Source organism: Methylophaga sp. F7, assembly GCF_056863975.1.
On sequence record NZ_CM166511.1, the window covers coordinates 1,689,086 to 1,705,672 of the forward strand.

Genomic DNA, 16,587 nt, shown 5'->3' on the forward strand with positions numbered 1-16,587 from the left:
TCTGTTAAGCCTTATTCACTCTTATCAGCAATGACTTTACGGCCACGATAGTAACCGTCAGCAGTAACATGATGACGACGGTGTAATTCACCTGAAGTCGAATCAACTGCTAATGTTGACTCGGTTAATGCATCATGTGAACGACGCATACCGCGACGTGAAGGACTCTTTTTACTCTTTTGAACAGCCATGGCTTAAACTCCTAAACCCAAAACGACAAATAAATTATTTCTTCGATTTCAACGAAGATAAAACGGCAAACGGTGAGACTGGTTTTTCAGGCTCAATTTCTTCATCTCCTGCTTGCCATAATTCTTCTGGCAAACATGGATAATCATGTTTTGGCACTATTGGTAAGGCAAGTATTAACTCATCTTCCACAATCTGTGCCGGATCAACTTGTTTTGCATCATTCAAGATCCATGGCTCGTATTGTTCGGCAAGACCTTCAATTTTCCCTTCGTGCCGAACCAGTGCCAATATCGTTGTAATGTTCATTGAATGAGCCATCGGCTCCATACAACGTTCACATAACAGATTAACCGTTACAGCAAACTGTCCACGCATATAGGGCGTGCCGGTTGTATCAATATCAAACTGCATATCGACCGACACTGTTCCTGAATTGTCGTGCAACATTTCGCTCAACCGCGACATTTTACTGACCGGGATTTCCCCCGCTATCTGTAAACCGCTGTGAGCAAAACGAAACGGATCAATCTCTTTTGGCAATTGCTGATGCATAATCGACGGGATTATATAAGAATTGGTATCAAACAGCAAAAAGCTGTTGATTCCTGCTGATTTCAGCAGGAATCAAACGTTTGAAATTAGTACGATGACTGTGCAATTTAAACGTCATTATGTAGCTCAATAGTAACGTTACCTTCTTCTTCAGTCTGTTTGGACATGTCATTACGCAGCGCATCAATGTAATACAAATAGGTTTCATCAATATCGCCGGTAATGTAATCACCATCGAAACAGGACGTATCAAAGCGTTTAACATCACTTTTCTTGTTAATGGCTTCAACCAGATCGTTTAAATCCTGATAAATCAACCAGTCTACACCCAGCTCTTCTGCAATTTGCTTAACATTGCGATTATGCGCAACAAATTCAGAGGGTGAAGGCATATCAATACCATACACATTAGGGAAACGAACTGGTGGTGCGGCGGAAGCAAGATAGACTTTTTTCGCGCCAGCATCTCGAGCCATTTGCACGATTTGCTGGGAAGTTGTACCACGGACGATTGAATCATCAACCAGCAACACATTTTTATCACGAAACTCCAGGTCAATAGCATTGAGCTTTTGTCTCACTGATTTTTTACGTTGCTGTTGTCCGGGCATAATGAACGTCCGGCCGATATATCTGTTTTTAATAAAGCCTTCGCGGTAAACCACACCTAAATCATATGAAAGTTGTAATGCAGCGCTGCGACTGGTATCGGGAATTGGAATGACCACATCAATGTCATGATCAGGAAATTCGCGCTTGATTTTCTCTGCCAGTTTAGTGCCCATTCGCATACGGCTTTTGTGAACAGAGATACCGTCCATCATTGAATCAGGACGGGCAAAATAAACGTATTCAAAGATACAGGGTGATTTAACAGGGTTCTCTGCACATTGCTGGCTGTGGAAACTGCCTTCCATGTCAATAAAGATACATTCTCCCGGCTGGACATCACGCATAAATTCGAAATCCAGCGTGTCCATCACGACACTTTCAGAAGCCACAACATACTCGGTACCCTGCTCTGAGTCGCGCTTGCCAATAACGGCAGGACGGATACCATAGGGATCACGGAAAGCCAACATACCCACGCCAGCAATCATCGCTACTGCAGCATATGCACCTTTACAACGTTTATGTACTTCTGAAACCGCTTTGAAAATATCTTCGGGTTGTGGTTTGAGCTTTCCGGAAGTCTGCAATTCGTGAGCAAGTACATTTAATAACACTTCGGAATCTGAACCGGTATTAAGGTGACGACGATCACTTTTAAACAATTGATCTGATAACAGCTGTGTGTTGGTCAGGTTACCATTGTGGGCCAGTGCAATACCGAAAGGCGAGTTGACATAAAATGGCTGGGATTCAGCTGAGTTGGAACACCCCGCGGTAGGATAGCGTATATGGCCAATGCCCATTGAACCTTTCAGACGAATCATATGACGGGTATGAAAAACATCTTTTACCAGTCCATTATCTTTGCGAAGATAAAACCGTCCGTTCTGGTCACACGTCATGATTCCCGCGGCATCCTGACCACGATGTTGTTGAACGGTCAGTCCGTCATAAAGTGCCTGGTTGACTTCTGAATGACCTACGATTCCGATAATTCCACACATATATTAAGACCCTGTCAGGATTAGTTGAAGTTAACGTGTTCGGCGACATCAGCTGGTAAAAACTGTTTGACCCAAATCGCCAGATCTTCAAAGTGTTGTAACAATAAAGAATTTTGCCACCAACTGTCAGATGGCATGGGTGTTACTCCGGCAGCCAACACTAATATAGTGACAATTGCTGCACCTCTAAGAATACCAAAAATCACTCCCAGAGCACGGTCAGTGCCGCTGAGACCTGTTTTTTCAACCAATTGTGAAATCAAATGATTAACCAGTGCCCCGAGTATTAATGTGACAACAAATAAGACAAAGAATGCAATAAATAGACGTAGTGTAGCTGTATCAATATAGGGCGTTAACAAACTGGCGAAGTTTGCAAAAAACATGAATGCAACCCAAATCGCCACTATCCAGCTAATTAACGAAAGTACTTCTTTTATAAAACCGCGAACGATACTGATGCCCGACGAAATCAAAATAATGCCGATTATTAAATAATCTACCCAGTTCATTATGACTCCGCGTCGAGCGAGCGTGTTAAAAGGAGAATTTTATCAGAATTGCACAAACGAACCCAATATATTTACTTTAAATAACTAGTTAATTGAGTTGTTTGTGATGCATTACTGATATGGGAAAACCTGGGTATTTATATTCAATTGGTTACGTATTGACTCAGCAGTTTTTTCCAGAGCAGATCGATCTGCACTCGGTTGCAATCTCACTCGATAAATAACGTTTCCACCTGAACGGGTTTGCTCAATCGTAGGTTTATAACCCAGCTCTTCCAACTGCTTTTTCCGACTGATTGCATTCGCTTCCATTGAAAAACTGCCTAACTGAAGAATCCAGCGCGAATTTGCTTCTGCCGGAGCAGGAGTCGATTCTGTTTTAGGCTCGGGTTGACTTATCTTGGGAGCTGGAGCTTCTACTACCGGTTCAGGTTCGGGAGCTTTTGGCGCGGGAGCAGGTTTGGGAGCCTCAGGTACCGGAGCTGGTGCTACAGTTTCAGGTTCAGGTGTTACAGGAGCTGGTGCTACAGTTTCAGGTGTGACAGGTTCTGACACAAAAGCGTCAGGTAGCTGCGGAGCAGTATTGTCTTTAACTTTAGGATCAATATCGACAAAAGCTTCGGAGGAAGACATAGCTGTTTCCAACTCTGAGTCATCATCTACCTTTTCCTGTAAAGGCTCAATCACCGATGAAAACTGAATGGGTTCTTCTTCGACTTCCTGTCTGCCGGATTCTGTCTGACTAACTTTGGATAAAACGATATAAGCGAGCACGGCGATGAAAAAGACAAGCAATAGCGTCCCGATTAAACGCTGTTGTTGTTTTTGGGTCATCATAAATCTCCGCTACTCGCTTTTATCAGATTAGTGCCGGTTTTGTGTATTAACTTCGTGAAAACTGGCCTGTTCTGGCGGCAGAACAGTTGCAGTATCCGGAGTCGGTAACACTTTTGTTGGCATATGTTGCAAGGCTTTTTCCAGAACTTCATTAATCCAGCGTACCGGAATAATTTCCAAACCGGATTTTACATTATCTGGAATTTCCCGTAAGTCTTTGACGTTATCTTTGGGAATTAAAACCGTATCAATACCACCGCGATGTGCAGCAAGCAATTTTTCTTTCAAACCACCGATTGCCAGGACCTCACCACGCAACGTGATTTCACCAGTCATCGCCACATTGGATTTAACCGGAATTCCGGTAATCGCAGATACCAGCGCCGTACACATACCGATACCCGCGCTAGGACCATCTTTTGGTGTAGCACCTTCAGGAACATGGATATGCAAATCGTGACTTTGAAGATAATCCTCAGCAATACCCCACTCTACTGCTCTTGAACGAACAACAGTGGTTGCTGCCTGAATAGATTCCTGCATCACATCACCCAGTTTACCGGTATAACTCGCTTTACCTTTACCTGGCATCACCGCAGATTCAATAGTCAGTAATTCACCACCGACTTCAGTCCAGGCCAGACCAGTGACCTGACCGATGCGATCATCTTCCTCGGCAACACCATATTGATAGTGGTAAACACCAAGATAATCTTCCAGGTTATCCGCTGTTACAACCACTGTCTCTTTAGGTGATTCACGAAGAATCTGTTTAACCAGTTTGCGACAGATTTTCGAGATATCGCGTTGCAGATTACGAACACCCGCTTCGCGTGTATAACGGCGAATGATTTCCATCACTGCAGCTTCTGGTAATCTCAATTTCTCCGGCCTTTAAACCATTGTCTTTAATAGCTTTTGGAAGCAGGTACTGTAAGGCAATATTCAGTTTTTCATCTTCGGTGTAACCCGCCAGTCGAATGATTTCCATCCGGTCACGCAATGCATCCGGAATATTAAGTGTATTTGCAGTACAAACAAACATCACATCAGACAAATCATATTCAACTTCCAGGTAATGATCGGCAAATGTTGAATTCTGTTCAGGATCAAGGACTTCCAGCAATGCCGAAGCGGGGTCGCCTCGAAAATCCTGAGCCATCTTGTCTATTTCATCTAGCAAAAACAATGGGTTCCGCACACCGGTTTTGGAGATATTCTGAATCACTTTACCCGGCATTGAACCAATGTATGTACGACGATGACCACGGATTTCAGCTTCATCACGTACACCACCCAAAGCCATTCGGCTAAATTTACGATTAGTCGCACGCGCAATTGATTGAGCAATCGATGTTTTACCAACACCAGGCGGTCCAACCAAACAAAGAATCGGGCCTTTCAGTTTTTTTACCCGTTTCTGGACAGCGAGATATTCAATAATGCGTTCTTTAACTTTTTCCAGACCATAATGATCTTCATCCAGCACTTTCTGAGCGTGATCCAGATCCAGAGTGACACGTGAACGTTTTTTCCACGGCACTTCGAGTAGATATTCGATATAGTTGCGAACCACTGTGGCTTCAGCAGACATCGGCGACATCATTTTTAATTTTTTCAGCTCAGATTCAGCTTTGTCACGTGCTTCAGGGCTCATGCCCGCATTGGCAATTTTTTCCGCTAATTCTTCGACTTCATTACCAGTGTCATCCAACTCGCCAAGCTCTTTCTGCACGGCTTTAAGCTGCTCGTTCAGATAATATTCGCGCTGACTTTTTTCCATCTGTTTTTTGACGCGATTACGAATGCGTTTTTCAATCTGCTGAATATCGATTTCCGATTCCAGAAAAGCCATTAATTTTTCAATGCGGTCTTTTACATCCGCCATTTCCAATAACAGCTGCTTATCTTCAAGTTTTAACGTCATATGCGCAGCAACGGTATCCGCCATGCGCGCGAGGTCTTCAATGCTCGATAAAGAAGCAATAACTTCAGGTGGAATTTTTTTGTTGAGTTTGACGTACTGCTCAAATTGACTGAGCAACGTGCGCATTAAAACGTCAGCCTCACGCTGATCAGGATGTTCATCGATAAAACTGGCAACTTCTGCCTCGCAAAATGCGTTGCTATTATCATACAAAGCAACTTTGGCACGTTGCGTTCCTCAACCAATACCTTCACGGTACCATCAGGTAATTTTAACAATTGCAGAATATTGGCAAGCGTTCCGGTTTCATAAAGATTTTCGGGCGCAGGTGAATCTTCACCGGAATCTTTTTGAGCGACCAGCAGGATTTGCTTGTTTTCATCGGTAGCATGTTCAAGTGCTTTGATGGATTTTTCACGTCCAACAAACAAAGGAATAACCATGTGAGGATATACAACAACATCACGAAGAGGCAGCACAGGCACTTTTTGCAGTGCATTGCCATCAGTTAATGTAGTTTCAAATTCTTTTTCCATCAATGCGGACCTCTTAAGGGAGTCAACTGACACAGTAATTGTGTTCGTGAAAACAATATGGGGACAGGCATCAAGAAATCAAGCGTCCGGAGAAACCGGACGCGTCGATATCAGCCAAAAATTTAAAGATCCAACAGGTTGGAAATTATTTATCACCTGAAGCGAGATCAGCAGGATGATCTTCGTAAATCAAAATAGGCGTGTTTTCACCGTTGATAACACTCTCATCAACAACCACTTTGGTCACATTATCCAAAGACGGCAGGTCAAACATGGTGTCCAACAGGACGTTTTCAATAATGGAACGCAAACCGCGAGCACCTGTTTTACGCTCCATTGCTTTGCGGGCAATGGCTCTTAGCGCATCCGCTCTGAATTCCAGCTCACAGTTTTCCAGTTCAAACAGTTTTTCATATTGCTTGGTCAGCGCATTTTTCGGCTCAGTTAAAATCTGCACCAAAGCAGCCTCATCAAGCTCTTCAAGCGTTGCAACTACCGGCAAACGACCTACAAATTCAGGAATCAAACCATATTGGATTAAATCTTCTGGCTCAACGCCACGTAATGCTTCACTTGTTGGTGAGTTGGAATCGACACTCTTAACATCAGCAGAAAAGCCAATGCCACCTTTATGGGTACGGTTACGGATAACTTTATCCAATCCGGCAAATGCACCGCCACAGATAAAAAGGATCTTGCTGGTGTCAACCTGCAAAAACTCCTGTTGCGGATGTTTTCTGCCACCTTGAGGTGGTACAGAAGCGATGGTGCCTTCAATCAACTTCAATAAAGCCTGCTGGACACCTTCACCTGACACATCACGTGTGATGGAAGGGTTATCAGACTTTTTAGAAATCTTGTCGATTTCATCGATGTAGACAATACCGGTTTCAGCCTTTTCGACATCGTATTCACATTTCTGCAGCAGCTTTTGAATGATGTTCTCAACGTCTTCACCCACATAACCGGCCTCGGTTAATGTAGTGGCATCAGCCATAGTGAATGGAACATTAAGCTGTCTTGCCAGGGTTTCAGCAAGAAGCGTTTTACCACTACCTGTAGGTCCAATTAGCAGGATATTACTTTTGGATAACTCAACATCATCGTTTTTGGTGCCGTGACGAAGTCGTTTGTAATGGTTGTATACCGCTACCGATAACACTCGTTTAGCTTTTGCCTGACCGATAACGTAATTGTTTAGCGCTGAATCAATCTCATGGGGTGATGGCAATCTCGAATCAGCGGCCTCATCGGTTTTTTCTTGTAGCTCTTCACGAATAATATCATTGCAAAGTTCAACGCATTCATCGCAGACAAATACTGAAGGTCCAGCGATCAGTTTTTTAACTTCATGTTGGCTTTTACCGCAGAATGAACAGTAAAGTAATTTGTCGTCGTTTTTTTTGTCATCGCTCATCGCACTACTTTCCTAACGTTTGTGATTGCTCAAGACTTTTCTTCAGGTCGGCTTTTCATAACAGAATCAATTAAACCATATTCTGCTGCTTGTTCACCATTCATGAAATTATCACGGTCAGTATCACGTTCAATTTTCTTAATATCCTGACCAGTGTGATGGGCCATAATTCCATTTAATCGATCACGAATGCTTAAAATTTCTTTTGCATGAATATCGATATCCGATGCCTGCCCCTGAAATCCGCCTAAAGGTTGATGCACCATAATGCGTGAGTTTGGCAAGGCAAAACGTTTTCCCTTAGCACCCGCAGTGAGCAATAATGCGCCCATGCTGGCGGCCTGACCAATACACAAAGTGCTGACTTGGGGTTTGATAAATTGCATTGTGTCATAGATTGCCAGACCGGCGGTCACAGCACCACCCGGCGAATTGATATAAAGATGAATATCTTTGTCCGGATTTTCAGATTCAAGAAACAACATCTGGGCGACAATCAAGTTCGCCATATGGTCTTCAACCTGACCCACTAAAAAGATAATACGTTCTTTTAGCAGACGGGAATAGATATCGTAAGAACGTTCACCACGTGAAGTTTGTTCAACTACGATTGGAACCAATGCATTTTGAACTGGATTGAGTTGCTCAGAAAATTTAGTGCTCATAGCGGTCCTGTTTTAATGCCAAATAAAAAATAACCCGTGCCCAAAAGTTTGAGCACGGGCTGTCTTTGTAAAAAAACTTGCTAGTGCCTTTAGGCTACAGCATTCATCACTTCAGAAAATGAAGATGCTTTTTCTTCAACTTTAACATTATCGTAGATCCATTCAACAACAGTATCTTCGACAACCATCATTTGGATTTCAGATAATTTATCCTGATTGGTCATGTAATAGTTCATAACGTCTTCAGGATCTTCATAACTGGCAGCAATAGCTTCAATGGCTTCACGAACCCGTTTTTCTTCAGGTTGAATGTTGTTATCAGAAATAATCTTACCGATAAGCAGACTCAGTTTGACACGTTTTTCTGCATTTTCCTTGAAATTACTTAATTCAAAAGGTAAGCCTTCAACGTTAACACCTTGATTGCGCAGGTTATTCTTAGCCTGTTCCATCAAGTAATTAGCTTCACGCTCAACCGGTGCTTCAGGTAAAGCAATTTCATTATTGGCTGCAACACTATCCATTGCTTTGCGCTTGTTCACATTTTTAAGTGCCGCTGCAAGTTCACGTTCCATATTTGAACGGACTTCTTTTTTCAAAGCGGCTAAGCCACCTTCAACGCCACACATTTCAGCAAACTCTTTGTCCAGTTTTGGCAATTTCTTTTTGGCCACCTGTTTAACAGTGACAGCAAAATCGGCTTTTTTACCTCGCAGGTGCTCAGCGCGATAATCTTCCGGGAAGGTCATTGAAATAGTCAGTTCCTGGTTGGGTTTGACGCCAACCAGTTGCTGTTCAAATTCAGGCAGCATACTGTTATTACCAATGACAACGAGAACATCCTGACCTTTACCGCCCTGAAATTCTTCGCCATCAATACTGCCGACGAAATCGATGGTGACACCATCTTCTTCTTTAGCGGCACGTTTTAATGGTTCCCATGTCATGCGTTGCTCACGCAAGGTTTCAAGCATTTTGTCGACATCTTCGTCACTGACTTCTGCAACGGTTTTTTCCAGCTTGATATCGTCTACCTTTACTGCATCGATTTCAGGAAAGATCTCATAATTCAACGTATATATTAATGTTGAATCTTCTTCTTTCATGCTATCGATATGAGGAGGGCTTGCAGGATTAACATTTTCTTGAGTGAACGCTTCGCGCATGCTGTCTTGAACAATCTGATCAATCACATCACGGCGTGCTGAGGGACCATGCGTTTTAACCAGCATCTTCATCGGAACTTTACCGGGACGGAAACCAGCCATTCGAACAGTCGGGCGGATGGAAACCAAGCGTTTTTCAACAGCCTGTTCAATATTTGCATCTTCCACGGTGATGGTCATTTTACGACCGAGTTCGCTGACATTTTCTACAGTTACTTGCATTCTTTAAACCTCAAACACGGGGATTAAGCGCATTGCTGGCGTCTATGCGCCGACAATTGTAAATGGTACGAGAGGAGAGACTCGAACTCTCACAGGTTACCCTACTGGAACCTAAATCCAGCGCGTCTACCAATTCCGCCACTCTCGCAAATCGTTATTAATATGCATTCATATCAAATCAAGTCGGCCATTATAGCCAGATAAACTAACCAAAACTAGCCTTGTATTGTCAAAAAGGTGAATGCCAATGATGCCTGCTGGCAAAATTGACGAAAAGCGATCAGATCCTGACGATTTAATCCTCGCTCAGAAGCATGTCTGTCAGCCAGAAATAACCCCACCGGTTTGTTAGATTTTTTTAACGGCATCGCCAGCATAGGTTTGCCCGCCATTAGTTGATTACTTTCCCTGTGCAGTTTTTTTAACAGCGCAGGTTGTGAGTCGTCGATCAATACGGCATCTTCAGCAGCGAGTAAATCTTTAAAAAGGGTTTGAGCATTGCTCTCCATTGATACCTGAAACAACTCGCAAAACTGTTCGTTTTGATTGCCAAGTACATAACGACAATTCAGTTGCTTTTTATCTGCGGATAATACGGCAAAAATCACTCTATCCATTCCCGCGCCGCGATAAATACCCTCCATCACCATTTCCAGTATCAGATTGATACCACAATGCTCCTGGATAGCTTGTGAAATGTCTTGCAGAATGCGTAGCTGCATAGATTGGTCGGGTGCCGGATAATCTGAGGTTTCTTCAAAATCACTCACAAAATCCTGCTGCTCTCCTTCAGCTTTTAATTCTGGAGGAAGTGGTATCAAACCTCTCACACGCTCACTACCGGTGAGGTTAAGTAACTTTTGTGCCGACAATGCACTGTCATATACAGAGGGTTTCAAGGTTTCCAGTTTTTGGTGTGTCAACGAGACAACTTTCTCAAACCATGGGTTAAGTTTGTCCGCATTCCAACCTTTACTGGTTTCAATCGCCAACTGTCCAGCATATCTAATGATTAGAACGGATTCGGATTTCACATTCGGCCGAAAACTATCGATTAATAAATCATTTAACGACCAGGCTTCTGCCAGGCCCTGAGTAAGTTGCTGAAGCGTAAAACCCAACACGTCACTCTCGGCAGCAACACTGCAATCCTGGTTTTCAAACGCGGTTACGGTTTTGTCATCAGCAAACGCCCAAAAAGTTAAATGTCCTAAACGTGATAACAATGCAGCGATAAAAATATCCTCAGGCGTTTCGGAATGACAGAGGATTGCCATATTTTGTGCCTGAACAGCGGCATGCAGAGAAACAGCCATTTCCTTAAGTACTTTGTCGTGGCGTTTGGTGGCCTTTAGAGAGTCAATCAACACCAGTGTCAGCGCGAGCACTTTGACTTGTTCAAACCCCAACAACATCAATGCCCGCGATACAGTATTAATATGGTGACCCTGAGGATTGTAGTAAACACTATTGGCCATTTTCAGCAAACGACTGGTTAATGCTGCATCACGAAGAATGACCTGCGCAACATCAACTGCCGCGCTATCTTCCTGCTCGAGAATCTGGTTAATCTCCAACATGGTATTTGGAAATACCGGCATGTGTTTATTGGTCAGCTGATGGATAAACCGTTGTGCGGCAACAGGAATTGGTGTCATTCGTTGTTATCTTTCAATATAAGCTGATTGGCAATGCCATGCGGAACATGGCCTGTTGCCACGTGATCTCTTGCAGAAATGCAATGTCGTTCCTGATCATCAAAAAAGATATCAGCACCAAACGATTTAAGGAAAGGCCCTTTTTCCATCCCACCCAGAAAAATGGCTTCATCAATACGAATGCCCCATTCTCTCAAAGTACGGATGACACGTTCATGAGCGGGAGCAGAACGTGCGGTGACTAATGCAGTACGAATCGGCGAACTGTTTTCTGGATATTCAGTTTGAATTTTATTCAGGGCCATTAAAAAGTCTTTAAAGGGACCACCCGATAGCGCCTGTCTGGCTGTTTGCTGCTCATTTTCGGTGAAGGCTTCAAGACCGCGTTCTTTAAATATTCTTTCAGATTCATCTGAAAAGATGACAGCGTCCCCATCAAAGGCGATGCGTAATTGTTCTGACTCAGAGTTATGTCCCAGATTTGATGGCAGGATAGTCGCAGCGGCAATACCTGCCTCAAGGGCCATACGAACATCTTCCGGGCTGGTAGACAAAAACAGGTTGGCGCTAAATGGTGCAACGTACCGATAAGGACTGCTGCCGGAAGTAAACACGGCGCGGATGATGCCTAAATTATGATGCTGAATTGAATTGAAAACCCGTAATCCTGTATCCGCACTGTTACGTGACAGTAATATAATTTCAACCCGCGGTGTTTTAGGGTTATTGTCGTTTAAGGCAAGTAACTTTTTGACCAGATTAAATGCCCCACCTGGTTCCAAAGGCACATCTTCATTTTCTATCTGAAAGCGGCAATAGGCCTCTGTGCCCTGCTCTTCGTAGATACGGTGGCTTTCATCCAAATCAAACAAAGCACGTGATGAAATAGCCACTACCAATGGTTTTGTCCCCGTCTCCACGTTTACTCCCTGATCAATGATTGAGCATCGTTGCGTATATTTTGTTTAATCACGTTCCACATTTGTTCTCGGCTCTCTTTTGGCAGTTTCGGGCTATTAAACAACCTCTGCATATCCTGTTCAAAACTCGTCAATACTGAAACGGATGCGGGCTTACCTTTGGGAAAATTACTCTCTGCAGTAAAAACCACATGACAGAATACCGGCATTTTAGGAATCAAAGAGCGGATGGCCTGCCGCGCATTTTCAAGATGATGCAGGGGGTTAGTAAATTTATAACTCCGCCCATCAACAATTTGCGTCCATTGTTCAATTTGTTCTGCACCGAATAAATGACCACTAATTGGATAGTCCCGCAAAATCAAAATACCTTGTTCCAGCAGAAAAAGCTTTTCAATTTCCAGTATACCGCCGACCCCGTCTGGAAGAATGACATTGTTAAGTTCATCCTGTTTGTAGGGTTTTAACACTTGCTCGATTTGGAGCTGTGAAGGACTTCTACGAAAAAAAAGCCGATAGAGTAAACAGATAATAATTACTGCAACAATGCTTAGCCCGACGGCCAACTCTACAGAAAATTCTTCAAGCAAATGAATGGTACTCCCGAAATTTATATTATACGGCGATTAAGCCGGGCTTTGTTCAATTGACTGATTGTTGATTGGATCCTGATGAATTATAACTTCTGACTCATCAAATAACCCCTGAATATCCTGACTTACTGCCACACTGACATCATGGGCCTGTTGCAGACTCAGTTCGGGATCCAGTTCCAGATGTAATTGTATAAAGGTGGTGGTACCCGAGCGTCTGGTGCGTAAATCATGTACACCTTTTGCTTGAGAATGCGTTAAGGCTGTTTGGATTATCTGTTGTCTCTCTTTATCAGTAATTTCATGATCCATTAATAGATCAACAGCATCTCTTAATATTCTCCAGGCACTGAACAAAACATAAATTGCGATGAAAATCGCCATGAGCGGATCCAGCCAAATTAACCCAAAATGGGATAAAAACAGCGCGATAATGACACTGAAATTGATTAATAAATCAGATCGATAATGCAGAGAGTCGGCCCGAATGGCAGACGAATTAGTTTTAATGATGACAAAGCGTTGCACAAACAATAAACCGATGGTGGCAAGCATGGAAAACAGCATCACCGCTATTCCCAATTCAATACCGGTCGTTAAGGGTTGAGGAGTTATCAGTCGACCACTGGCCTGAAACAACAGCATTATCGCAGAACCAGTGATAAACATGGACTGACCTAATGCAGCAAGAGGCTCGGCCTTACCATGACCAAAACGGTGTTCTTTATCCGCGGGCTGAAGGGCATGCCGAATGGCGAGCAAATTCACCAGAGACGCCAGCAAATCCAGACTGGAATCAATAAGACTTGCCAGAATACTCATGGAATCAGAAATATACCAGGCGGTTAACTTGGCAGTAATAAGCGCTAATGCAGTAATGACCGACGCATAACTTGCTATTCGCATTAAAGCGGCATTACTGAAGTGTTGAGACCGTAACATGTTCTCAGTATAGTGAGACACAATCACAGTGGAAAGCAAAATTACATTGTATTAACCAATCAGAAATTATTCGCCATTTTCAGGAAATATCATGTCGACCACCATCAATAGTCAGCCGTTTAATGATCAACGTCCTGGCACGTCTGGACTGCGTAAACGAGTCCGGGTTTTTCAGCAAAAACATTATCTGGAAAACTTTGTACAGGCAATGTTTGACTCTGTTGGTGACACTCAAGATCAGACATTAGTTATTGGTGGAGATGGGCGATTTTATAACCAAACAGCCATCCAGACAATTGTCAAAATGGCAGCAGTCAATGGTTTTAAAAGACTGATTATCGGCCAGCATGGGCTGCTGTCAACGCCAGCAGCTTCCTGTGTCATTCGTAAATACCATGCCTTTGGTGGCGTGATACTCTCAGCCAGCCACAATCCTGCTGGTCAGGAGGGTGATTTTGGTATCAAGTTCAATATCCGTAATGGTGGACCGGCTCCCGAGAGTATTACAGAAGCTATCTACAATAACAGTCAACATATTTCTTCTTACCAGATATTGGAATGTGCAGATATTTCGTTGACAGAAATTGGTACACAATATTTACAGGATATGCAGATTGATATTATTGATCCGGTTGCCGATTATGCTGAATTGATGTCTGATATTTTTGATTTCCCGGCCATCAGAGCCCTGCTATGCAATGGTCGTTTCCAAATGCGTTTTGATGCCATGCATGCCATAACTGGCCCTTATGCAAAAGAAATCCTTGAAAAACGTCTGGGTGCAGAAGCTGGTACGGTCATTAATGGTGTTCCACAACCCGATTTTGCCGGCGGACATCCTGACCCCAACCTAACCTACGCCGCAGAATTGGTGGAAGAATTGTTTGCCGATATTGGTCCGGATTTTGGTGCGGCTTCGGATGGCGATGGCGATCGCAATATGATTCTGGGTCACGGTATATTTGTCACTCCTTCCGACAGTCTGGCGATACTGGCAGCGAATGCAGAATTAATTCCGGCTTATCAAAAAGGACTTAAAGGTATCGCCCGTTCCATGCCGACCAGTCAGGCCGCTGATCGTGTCGCTCATGCTTTAAATATCCCCATGCATGAAACACCGACTGGCTGGAAGTTTTTTGGCAACCTTCTTGATGCTGATATGGCAACTATTTGCGGTGAAGAAAGTTTTGGCACCGGCTCTAATCATATCCGGGAAAAAGATGGTTTATGGGCAGTATTATTCTGGCTGAATATTCTGGCAATCAGACAGCAATCTGTCAGTGAAATTGTACGTCAGCACTGGCAGAAGTATGGTCGAAATTATTACACTCGCCATGATTATGAAGAAATTCCAATCGAGATAGCCAATCAGTTGATGGAAGGGTTACAGCAGAAATTGCCTGACTTAGCGGGTCAGTCTCTGAATGGTTATATCGTCGATTATGCGGATAATTTCAGTTATCACGATCCAGTCGACAAAAGCATTGCTGAAAACCAGGGTATCCGTATTGGCTTTACTGATGGTTGCCGTATTATTTTCAGACTATCCGGCACCGGCACCCAAGGGGCAACTCTAAGGGTATATATCGAAGCTATCGAGGATAATCCAGATAAATTATTTGAGGACACCCAAACACGACTGAAGGATTTGATTGAGCTTGCTGATAGTCTTGCCAAAATCAAATCGCTTACTGGTCGCAATGTTCCAACTGTCATCACCTAGGTTAACTACCACGCATGCAAACATTAATTTTAGGTTCCAGCTCCCCTTTCCGTGCTGAACTGCTTGCTAAATTACATTTGAGCTTTCTGACAGCTTCACCAGATATTGATGAAAGCCCAAATCCCAATGAAACACCAGATCACCTGGTAAGACGACTGGCAGAAAGCAAAGCCCGTAAAATTGCTGAACAGTATCCTGACAGCCTTATCATTGGCTCTGATCAGGTCGCCGTATTGAATGGTCAGGTGATGGGTAAACCAGGAAATCATCTCAAAGCGATTGAACAGCTTTCTGCAGCTTCCGGTAATACCGTAACGTTTATGACCGGACTGGCTTTGTTTAATGCTGCCACGGGAAATATGCAATCTGTAGTCGATTATTTTGAAGTAGTTTTCAGAGCACTTTCTGCCGAACAGATTGAGTTTTATCTAACCAATGAACAGCCCTATCAATGCGCAGGAAGTTTTAAATCGGAGGGATTTGGCATCAGCCTGTTTAAGGAGTTGCGCGGACAGGATCCAAATAGTTTGATTGGTTTACCGCTGATTCGCTTGATAGAACTGCTGGCCAACGAAGGTGTGGATGTGTTGGCACAGCAGTGCGATTAAACCACGTTTATTGCTTTTTACTTTTTTCAACGTTTTCCATTGCTGCAGCCTGAGCTGCCAAATTGTTCATCGTCTGTCCCATCAACTGACGGGCTGCTTTTGAACGTAAACTTCTTGCCATTCCTTCGGTAAGACCGGGATTCACATTATTAGCCGTCAACAATTCTTTCAGTTCGTCGAGTTTAGGTTCACATGATTGCAGAATATCATCAGCATTTTGTGTAGCTGAGTTGCCGGTTTTACTGGCATTTAACCGTGATTGCATCATGCACTTGTTGTAAGCGGTGATATTACTTGTCATTTCATTAATGGCTTCCTGGGGCATATCCCAAGGGGTCAGGATCGATTCTTCTGCTATTGCAAAAGTACTGAAAATTGCCAGTGAACCAGCAGCCAGATAGTGCTTAATCATTACATCCTCTCCAGATATTTATAGTTTTTTTGTTGCCATGCTGAGACCGCGCTTATAGGTCAAATTATCCCATTGAGTGCGAATACGCT

The 16,587-nt window shown here is 43.4% G+C and carries 15 protein-coding genes, 1 tRNA gene and 1 pseudogene; 2 read left to right on the forward strand and 15 right to left on the reverse strand.

The window, feature by feature from the left end; translation table 11 throughout:
- Nucleotides 1-11 precede the first annotated feature (11 nt).
- The 14 genes and pseudogenes from rpmF to AC08OG_RS08665 all read right to left on the reverse strand — a co-directional run bounded on the left by rpmF (nt 12) and on the right by AC08OG_RS08665 (nt 13,755).
- On the reverse strand, nt 12-191 hold the full coding sequence (gene rpmF, locus AC08OG_RS08600) for a 50S ribosomal protein L32 (RefSeq protein WP_014707203.1): 180 nt from the start codon (nt 189-191) through the stop codon (nt 12-14).
- Nucleotides 192-225: 34 nt separating this feature from the next.
- Nucleotides 226-783 carry a YceD family protein gene (locus AC08OG_RS08605; protein WP_292399013.1) on the reverse strand — a complete coding sequence of 186 codons (558 nt, stop codon included), beginning with the start codon at nt 781-783 and terminating at the stop codon, nt 226-228.
- Nucleotides 784-851: 68 nt separating this feature from the next.
- The gene (purF, locus tag AC08OG_RS08610) at nt 852-2,360 is read right to left on the reverse strand and encodes an amidophosphoribosyltransferase (protein WP_292357193.1); all 1,509 of its coding nucleotides are present in this window, start codon (nt 2,358-2,360) and stop codon (nt 852-854) included.
- A gap of 20 nt (nt 2,361-2,380) precedes the next feature.
- Nucleotides 2,381-2,872 carry a CvpA family protein gene (locus AC08OG_RS08615; RefSeq protein ID WP_292357195.1) on the reverse strand — a complete coding sequence of 164 codons (492 nt, stop codon included), beginning with the start codon at nt 2,870-2,872 and terminating at the stop codon, nt 2,381-2,383.
- Nucleotides 2,873-2,983: 111 nt separating this feature from the next.
- On the reverse strand, nt 2,984-3,709 hold the full coding sequence (locus tag AC08OG_RS08620; protein ID WP_292399016.1) for an SPOR domain-containing protein: 726 nt from the start codon (nt 3,707-3,709) through the stop codon (nt 2,984-2,986).
- Nucleotides 3,710-3,736: 27 nt separating this feature from the next.
- Nucleotides 3,737-6,172, reverse strand: a pseudogene (gene lon, locus AC08OG_RS08625) (endopeptidase La).
- Between the two features lie 145 nt (nt 6,173-6,317).
- Complete coding sequence (gene clpX, locus AC08OG_RS08630; RefSeq protein WP_292399022.1) at nt 6,318-7,589, reverse strand: ATP-dependent Clp protease ATP-binding subunit ClpX; 1,272 nt, start codon at nt 7,587-7,589, stop codon at nt 6,318-6,320.
- A 29-nt stretch (nt 7,590-7,618) separates the two neighbouring features.
- On the reverse strand, nt 7,619-8,254 hold the full coding sequence (gene clpP / locus AC08OG_RS08635) for an ATP-dependent Clp endopeptidase proteolytic subunit ClpP (protein WP_292357202.1): 636 nt from the start codon (nt 8,252-8,254) through the stop codon (nt 7,619-7,621).
- Between the two features lie 89 nt (nt 8,255-8,343).
- Nucleotides 8,344-9,642, reverse strand: coding sequence for a trigger factor (gene tig / locus AC08OG_RS08640; RefSeq protein WP_292357204.1), 1,299 nt, complete (start codon nt 9,640-9,642; stop codon nt 8,344-8,346).
- 63 nt (nt 9,643-9,705) lie between these two features.
- Nucleotides 9,706-9,790, reverse strand: a tRNA-Leu gene (locus AC08OG_RS08645).
- Between the two features lie 67 nt (nt 9,791-9,857).
- A complete protein-coding gene (locus AC08OG_RS08650; RefSeq protein WP_292357206.1) occupies nt 9,858-11,300 on the reverse strand; it encodes an HDOD domain-containing protein in 1,443 nt (480 codons plus the stop codon).
- Entirely contained in the window at nt 11,297-12,220 is a 924-nt protein-coding gene (locus tag AC08OG_RS08655) for a 5'-nucleotidase (RefSeq protein WP_482929309.1), read from the reverse strand. The genes AC08OG_RS08650 and AC08OG_RS08655 overlap by 4 nt, the downstream gene beginning before the upstream one ends.
- A gap of 2 nt (nt 12,221-12,222) precedes the next feature.
- A complete protein-coding gene (locus AC08OG_RS08660) occupies nt 12,223-12,810 on the reverse strand; it encodes a nuclease-related domain-containing protein (RefSeq protein ID WP_292357210.1) in 588 nt (195 codons plus the stop codon).
- Nucleotides 12,811-12,846: 36 nt separating this feature from the next.
- Nucleotides 12,847-13,755, reverse strand: coding sequence for a cation diffusion facilitator family transporter (locus tag AC08OG_RS08665; protein ID WP_482929310.1), 909 nt, complete (start codon nt 13,753-13,755; stop codon nt 12,847-12,849).
- Between the two features lie 88 nt (nt 13,756-13,843).
- Between AC08OG_RS08665 and AC08OG_RS08670 the strand changes: the two genes are divergently transcribed.
- Together AC08OG_RS08670 and AC08OG_RS08675 are read left to right on the forward strand one after the other, a co-directional pair.
- Complete coding sequence (locus AC08OG_RS08670; protein WP_482930537.1) at nt 13,844-15,478, forward strand: alpha-D-glucose phosphate-specific phosphoglucomutase; 1,635 nt, start codon at nt 13,844-13,846, stop codon at nt 15,476-15,478.
- Nucleotides 15,479-15,492: 14 nt separating this feature from the next.
- The gene (locus AC08OG_RS08675) at nt 15,493-16,086 is read left to right on the forward strand and encodes a Maf family protein (RefSeq protein WP_482929311.1); all 594 of its coding nucleotides are present in this window, start codon (nt 15,493-15,495) and stop codon (nt 16,084-16,086) included.
- 7 nt (nt 16,087-16,093) lie between these two features.
- On the opposite strand, the gene AC08OG_RS08680 is transcribed toward AC08OG_RS08675, so the two are convergent.
- Nucleotides 16,094-16,498 (reverse strand): hypothetical protein, encoded by a 405-nt coding sequence (locus tag AC08OG_RS08680; RefSeq protein ID WP_482929312.1) that lies wholly within the window; start codon nt 16,496-16,498, stop codon nt 16,094-16,096.
- Nucleotides 16,499-16,587: the final 89 nt, after the last annotated feature.

Bases quoted from the DNA above. Each gene is read 5' to 3' on its own strand.
- rpmF (WP_014707203.1), bottom strand. From the start codon at position 191: ATGGCTGTTCAAAAGAGTAAAAAGAGTCCTTCACGTCGCGGTATGCGT.
- purF (WP_292357193.1), bottom strand. From the start codon at position 2,360: ATGTGTGGAATTATCGGAATCGTAGGTCATTCAGAAGTCAACCAGGCA.
- AC08OG_RS08615 (WP_292357195.1), bottom strand. From the start codon at position 2,872: ATGAACTGGGTAGATTATTTAATAATCGGCATTATTTTGATTTCGTCG.
- AC08OG_RS08620 (WP_292399016.1), bottom strand. From the start codon at position 3,709: ATGATGACCCAAAAACAACAACAGCGTTTAATCGGGACGCTATTGCTT.
- clpX (WP_292399022.1), bottom strand. From the start codon at position 7,589: ATGAGCGATGACAAAAAAAACGACGACAAATTACTTTACTGTTCATTC.
- clpP (WP_292357202.1), bottom strand. From the start codon at position 8,254: ATGAGCACTAAATTTTCTGAGCAACTCAATCCAGTTCAAAATGCATTG.
- tig (WP_292357204.1), bottom strand. From the start codon at position 9,642: ATGCAAGTAACTGTAGAAAATGTCAGCGAACTCGGTCGTAAAATGACC.
- AC08OG_RS08650 (WP_292357206.1), bottom strand. From the start codon at position 11,300: ATGACACCAATTCCTGTTGCCGCACAACGGTTTATCCATCAGCTGACC.
- AC08OG_RS08665 (WP_482929310.1), bottom strand. From the start codon at position 13,755: ATGTTACGGTCTCAACACTTCAGTAATGCCGCTTTAATGCGAATAGCA.
- AC08OG_RS08675 (WP_482929311.1), top strand. From the start codon at position 15,493: ATGCAAACATTAATTTTAGGTTCCAGCTCCCCTTTCCGTGCTGAACTG.
- AC08OG_RS08680 (WP_482929312.1), bottom strand. From the start codon at position 16,498: ATGATTAAGCACTATCTGGCTGCTGGTTCACTGGCAATTTTCAGTACT.